The organism is Streptomyces hygroscopicus subsp. hygroscopicus (genome assembly GCF_001553455.1).
GTDB lineage: Bacteria > Actinomycetota > Actinomycetes > Streptomycetales > Streptomycetaceae > Streptomyces > Streptomyces hygroscopicus.
On sequence record NZ_BBOX01000390.1, the window covers coordinates 1 to 6,385 of the forward strand.

Here is a 6,385-nt window from a genome sequence, read left to right on the forward strand (position 1 = left end):
GCCCGGGGAGGCCCGCGCGGCGGCCGCGGCGGCGGGCGGGGGTCGCCTACAGCACACCGGAGGGCGGGGCGCCCACCGTGCCGCCCGCCGTGCCGCCCGTCCCCGCGGCTGCCCCCGAGGCCGCCGCCGAGGCGGCCACGGCCCGGGACCGCAGCGGCGACCGGCTGCGCTTCGTGGGGGCGGCGACCCGGCGGATCGCCCGGGGCATCGACCTGGACGAGATCGTGCTGGGCCTGTGCCGGGCCACCGTGCCCACCTTCGCCGACGCGATCCTGGTCTATCTGCGCGATCCGCTGCCGGTCGGCGACGAGCGCCCGGTCGGCCCGATGATGCTCCGGCTGCGCCGCACCGACCGGATCCCGCTGGACCCGGACACCGACAGCGGCCGGCTGCCGCTGATCTCCTCGCAGTCCGATCTGTCGCCCGCCGTGGGCGGGGGCCCGGCGGCCGAGCTGTGCGAGGTGGAGGCGGGCGGTCCGCTGGCCGAGGTGCTGCGCGGGGTGCGGCCGGTGTTCGGCGACTCCCAGGCCGCCCGCGCCGCGCTGCCCCAGCTCCTCGGCGAGGGGCCGTGCGTGGCGTCCGGTCAGCGCACCGTACTGGCCCCGATGCGCGGCCGGCGCCGGGTGATCGGCGCCGCCGTGTTCGTCCGCCGCCCGGACCGGCCGCCGTTCGAACCGGACGATCTGCTGGTGGCGGCCCAGCTGGCCACGCACACCGCGCTCGGCGTCGACAAGGCGGTGCTGTACGGACGCGAGGTCTACATCGCCGACGAGTTGCAGCGCACCATGCTGCCCGACTCGCTGCCGCAGCCCACCGGCGTCCGGCTGGCCAGCCGCTATCTGCCCGCGGCCGAGACCGCGCGGGTCGGCGGCGACTGGTACGACGCGATCCCGCTGCCGGGCAACCGGGTGGCGCTGGTGGTCGGCGATGTGATGGGCCATTCGATGACCTCCGCCGCGATCATGGGCCAGCTGCGCACCACCGCGCAGACCCTGGCCGGGCTCGACCTGCCGCCGCAGGAGGTGCTGCACCACCTCGACGAGCAGGCCCAGCGGCTGGGCACCGACCGCATGGCCACCTGCCTCTACGCCGTCTACGACCCCGTCGCGCACCGCATCGTGGTGGCCAACGCGGGCCATCCGCCACCCCTGCTGCTGCACCGGGGCGGCCGGGCCGAGGTGCTGCGGGTGCCGCCGGGGGCGCCGATCGGGGTCGGCGGGGTCGACTTCGAGGCGGTCGAGCTGGACGCGCCGGCCGGGGCCACCCTGATGCTCTACACCGACGGGCTGGTCGAATCGCGGATGCGCGACGTGTGGACCGGGATCGAGCAGCTGCGCGAGCGGCTGACCGCCACCGCCCGGCTCACCGGCCCCAACCCGCCGCCGCTGGAGCCGCTGTGCGACGAGGTGCTGGACATGCTCGGCCCCGGCGACCGGGACGACGACGTGGCGCTGCTCGCGGCCCGTTTCGAGGGGATCGCGCCCAGCGACGTCGCCTACTGGTTCCTGGACCCGAAGGCGCAGACGGCCGGGCAGGCCCGCCGGCTGACCCGCCGGGCGCTGGCCCGCTGGGACCTGGAGGATCTCACCGACGCGGTGGAGCTGCTGGTCAGCGAGGTGGTGACCAACGCGGTGCGCTATGCGGAGCGGCCGATCACGCTGCGGCTGCTGCGCACCGACGTGCTGCGCTGCGAGGTCGGGGACGACGTCCCGCAACTGCCCCGGCTGCGCCAGGCCCGCCCGTCCGACGAGGGCGGGCGCGGGCTGTACCTGGTGAACCGGATGGCGCGCCGCTGGGGCGCGACCCGGCTGTCCACGGGCAAGGTCGTCTGGTTCGAACTGGCGATGCCCTGAGCGGCCCTCCGTGGTGACCGTAGCGCCCCGCCCCGCGGCCCGCCGCCGCGGAGCGCCGCGGTCGGCTCGCTGCCGGGCGTCGTCCGGCTGGCCGACAGCGGCACCGGCGTCGCCAAGATCTCGGGGCGCACCTGCGTCCTGTCGCGGACCAATGCGTATCCGCGCGGGGTGCCCGGAGGGTGAGATCCCCGACCCTCGCTCCGAAAGAGACGGGTGTGCGATGTGGCAGAAGTGCAACCAGGACAACGCATTCATCGCGTCATTCGTGAATCCTGACCGGCCATGAACACGGCAGCCAGCCCTTGGCACGGGCACAGCTTCTCGGTACTGCTCCCCATCATGCTCGCCGGCACGGCGGCCCTGCTGGCCATCGCCCTGTACCTGTGCTCACGGCTCACCCGGCAGGCACGGCCGCGGCGCACCCCGTTCGCCGTATGGCGGGACGTGTCCTTGGTGACGGTCGCGGCGGCGCTCGCCCTCTACCTGTGGGGATGTCTCCACGTCTTCTTCCTCGACGACCAGGACCAGAGCGAGGAGTGCGAGCTGCAGCGTCCCGGGGGAATACCGCGCCTGGTCGGTCTCAGAGGCGACTTCATCCCGCTGCGGCTCGTATGCGAGGCGTCGAACGGCCGGGACTACTCCGTCATCATCCCCGGCTACATCAGCCCGGCCATCGCCATCCTGCTGCCGCTCGCGCTCGTCTGCGGCCTCATCTCCGCCTTTCTCCACCATAAGCAGCGCACGCGAACACGGGAGAAGGGCTGACCCATTGAGCCCCACCGGCATCACCCGCGGGGCCAAGGTCGGGGGCGTGGGGCGCGATTCCGGGTGCGGGTGCCGGGGCGGTACCCGGCGTACCCTCCGGTCCGCCGGCGTCACGCACCGGGGCGGGCGTGCCTTCTCGGCATGCCCGCCCCGTCGCGTCAGCCCTGTGGATGGTGGCGGCGTAGCAGGCCCGGGGGATCGTCGGAGGCCGAACCCGACGGGTCGGGCGAGTTCGGGGAGGCGTCGTCCGACGCGGACGCCGACGCCGAGGCGGACGCCGACTCACTGGCGGACTCGCTGGCCGTCGGGGACGAGGAGGGCGACTCACTGGCGGACTCGCTCGCCGACGGGCTGGACGACGGCGACTCGGAGGCGGTGTCGCTGGAGCTCGGCGGCGCGGGCGGTTTGACCGCGGCCCCCATGTCGGTGTCCAGGTCGAACTTCGACGCCCGTTCGCCGTTCAGCGCGGCCTCGGTGTACGCGGCCCAGATCCTGGCCGGGAAGTCACCGCCGTTGACCCGGCCGCCGCCCGCGGTGCCCCGCAGCGAGACCTGCTTCTTCTCGCCCTCGCCGAACATGCCGACGGAGGTCACCAGGTCGGGGGTGTAGCCGGAGAACCAGGCCGACTTGTTGTCGTCGGAGGTGCCGGTCTTGCCCGCGACCGCCTGGCCCTGCTGCCGCACCGCCTGACCGGTGCCGTCGTCGACCACACCGGTGAGGACGGAGGTGACGGAGTCGGCGGCGCCCCGGCTGATCGCCTGGCCGTTGACCGGATCGGGCAACTCGGGCCGCTCGTCGCCCTTCTCGGCGGCCTTCACGATCGCCGGGGTGACCTTCTTGCCGTGGTTGTCGAGGGTCGCGTAGACCCCGGCCATGTCGTACGGGCTGGCGCCCATCACGCCCAGCGACATCGCGGGGCGTACGTCGAAGCCGCCCGCGTTCTCGTTCATGCCGAGGTCGACGGCGGTGTCCTTCACCTTGTCCAGGCCCACGTCCACCGCCATCTGCGCGAAGACGGAGTTCACGGAGTTGTTCATGGCCTTCTGGACGGAGATGGGGCCGTAGGACTTGTTGTCCTCGTTCGGCGGGGCGAAGCCGGTCGTGGAGCCCTTGACCGGCCGTCTGCTGGTGCCGTCGTAGACCGTGCTCGCCGTGATCGGTGTGCCGTCCTGCGTGGTGGAGCCGTTCTCCAGCGCCGAGGCCAGGATCAGCGGCTTGAAGGTGGAGGCGGGCTGGTAGTCCTCACGGGTGGCGTTGTTGAAATAGTGCTTGGTGTAGCCCGCGCCGCCGTACATCGCCACCACACCGCCGGTCTTGGGGTCCACCGAGACCGCGCCGACCTGGGCGTGCTTGTCCACCGCGCGCTTTTCGGGGTCCAGCTTGTCGGTCAGCTCGGTGCGGACCGCCTTCTCCAGCGCCTTCTGCTTCTTCCTGTCGATGTTGAGGGTGATCGTCCAGCCGCCGGCCTCGATTTCGTTCTCCGCGACCCCGGCCTTGACCAGCTCCTTGTTGGCGGCATCGATGAAGTAGCCGGGCTGGCCGTCGCGTCCGGGGATGGGGCGCGGGGCGACCGGGACGTCGAACTTCATGCCCTTCCGCTCGGCCGCGCTCAGCCAGTGCTTCTCCACCATGTTGTCGAGTACGTAGTTCCAGCGGGCCTTCACCAGCCGCTTGCCGTTGGGGCCCGCCGCCGCCCAGTCGTACTGGCTGGGGGCCTGGAGCACCGACGCGAGGTAGGCGCCCTGTTCGACGGTGAGGTCCTCGACGTCCTTGTCGTAGTACGCGCGGGCGGCGGCCTGGATGCCGTAGGCGCCGCGGCCGTAGTAGCTGGTGTTGATGTAGCCCGCCAGGATGTAGTCCTTGGACTTCTGCTGGTCGACCTTGAGCGAGATGACCAGTTCCTTCAGCTTGCGGCTGACGGTCTGTTCCTGGCTGAGGTAGTAGTTCTTGACGTACTGCTGGGTGATGGTCGAACCACCCTGTTTGCCCCGGCCCAGCGCGGTGTTGATCAGGCCGCGGGCGGTGCCGGTGAACGAGACGCCGGAGTCGCTGTAGAAGTCCTTGTTCTCGGCGGCGACGAAGGTGTGCTGCACCTTCTTGGGGATCTTGGACAGCGGTACGGACTCACGGTTGACGTCGCCCGTCTTCGCCATGATCGTGCCGTCGCTGTACTTGTAGATGTTGGCCTCCGCCTTGGCCACGGCGTTGGCCGGAGGGACGCTCACCAGCAGATAGAGGACGAAGAACGCCCCGACGCACAGCACACCGAGCCCCAGGACATAGCCGAGCAGCCACTTCCAGGTGAAGAAGCGGCGTATGCCCCCCGCCTTCGCCGCCCGCTTGGCTCTGCGAGCGCTCTTCTGCCGCGCGCGTCGCTCTTCCGCTCTACCCATCGCTCCCGCCGCTCCAGTTCATGAACCCCCCAGGCCAGCTCATGAAGCTAACACCGCAACACCCCTCAAATACTCATCGATCTCGCTTTTTCCGAAGGTGACAAAGAGCACCCGCCCCACGGGAACTGACGGCTTACGGGCCCAAAGGGTTGCCAGGAACGCTTAATGTGCTATCACTTTGATAGGTCCTCGTCCGGAAGGACCGGACCCACCACCGAACGGAAACGGGGAGCCCACCATGGCCGACACCATCTCCACCGACGGCACCGACACCGACAAGGCCGACATACCCTCCCTCCCGGAGCCGCGGGTGCGGGAGCGGCCCGCGCACAACGTCAGCGGCGGGCTCGCCCTGCTCGGGGGCCTGCTCGGGCTCGCGGGCGGCGTCGGGCTGATCCTCGCGGGGGCCGCCGTCGCCTCCGAGCACAAGGGCACCTGGTCCACGCTGCTGATCGTCTCCGGCATCGTGGTGATCATCGCCGCGATCCTCACCATGTGCGGCCTCAACACGATCGCGCCCGGCGAGGCCCGGGTGGTCCAGCTCTTCGGCCGCTACCGCGGCACCATCCGCACCGACGGGCTGCGCTGGGTGAACCCGCTCACCAGCCGCGAGAAGATCTCCACCCGGGTGCGCAACCACGAGACCGCGGTGCTCAAGGTCAACGACGCCTACGGCAACCCCATCGAGCTGGCCGCGGTCGTCGTCTGGAAGGTCGAGGACACCGCCCAGGCGATGTTCGAGGTGGACGACTTCCTGGAGTTCGTCGCCACCCAGACCGAGGCCGCGGTGCGGCACATCGCCATCGAGTACCCGTACGACGCGCACGAGGAGGACGCTCTCTCGCTGCGCGGCAACGCCGAGGAGATCACCGAGAAGCTCGCCGTCGAACTGCACGCCCGGGTCGAGGCGGCCGGGGTCCGCATCATCGAATCGCGCTTCACCCACCTCGCCTACGCCCCGGAGATCGCCTCCGCGATGCTCCAGCGCCAGCAGGCGGGCGCGGTGGTGGCCGCGCGCCGGCAGATCGTGGACGGCGCGGTCGGCATGGTCGAGGCGGCGCTGGCCCGGATCACCGAGGAGGAGATCGTGGCGCTGGACGAGGAGCGCAAGGCCACCATGGTCAGCAATCTGATGGTGGTGCTGTGCGGGGACCGCGCCCCGCAGCCCGTCCTGAACACCGGCACGCTGTACCAGTGACGGACAGCGGCGAACGGAAGGCACGACAGCCGCGGCAGCGCAAGAAGATGCTGCTGCGGCTCGACCCGGCCGTCCACGACGCCCTCGCGCGCTGGGCCAACGACGAACTGCGCAGCGCCAACGCGCAGATCGAGTTCCTGCTGCGCAAGGCGCTCGCGGACGCGGGCCGGCTGCCC

Annotated in this window: 5 protein-coding genes; 4 read left to right on the plus strand and 1 reads right to left on the minus strand. The window is 71.3% G+C overall.

What is annotated here, in order from left to right; all coding sequences use genetic code 11:
- Window positions 1–1,853 (plus strand): SpoIIE family protein phosphatase (locus AXW62_RS32950; RefSeq protein WP_060947703.1); only part of this gene is annotated, 1,853 nt, incomplete at its 5' end.
- A gap of 282 nt (window positions 1,854–2,135) precedes the next feature.
- The gene (locus AXW62_RS32955) at window positions 2,136–2,618 is read left to right on the plus strand and encodes a hypothetical protein (RefSeq protein WP_060947704.1); all 483 of its coding nucleotides are present in this window, start codon (window positions 2,136–2,138) and stop codon (window positions 2,616–2,618) included.
- Between the two features lie 158 nt (window positions 2,619–2,776).
- Here the strand turns inward: AXW62_RS32955 and AXW62_RS32960 are convergent, their stop codons facing one another.
- The gene (locus AXW62_RS32960; RefSeq protein WP_060947705.1) at window positions 2,777–5,011 is read right to left on the minus strand and encodes a transglycosylase domain-containing protein; all 2,235 of its coding nucleotides are present in this window, start codon (window positions 5,009–5,011) and stop codon (window positions 2,777–2,779) included.
- Between the two features lie 238 nt (window positions 5,012–5,249).
- Between AXW62_RS32960 and AXW62_RS32965 the strand changes: the two genes are divergently transcribed.
- Together AXW62_RS32965 and AXW62_RS32970 are read left to right on the plus strand one after the other, a co-directional pair.
- A complete protein-coding gene (locus AXW62_RS32965; RefSeq protein ID WP_060947706.1) occupies window positions 5,250–6,209 on the plus strand; it encodes an SPFH domain-containing protein in 960 nt (319 codons plus the stop codon).
- The coding region (locus AXW62_RS32970) for a type II toxin-antitoxin system antitoxin (protein WP_502688787.1) at window positions 6,206–6,385 on the plus strand (180 nt) is incomplete at its 3' end. The genes AXW62_RS32965 and AXW62_RS32970, both read left to right, overlap by 4 nt.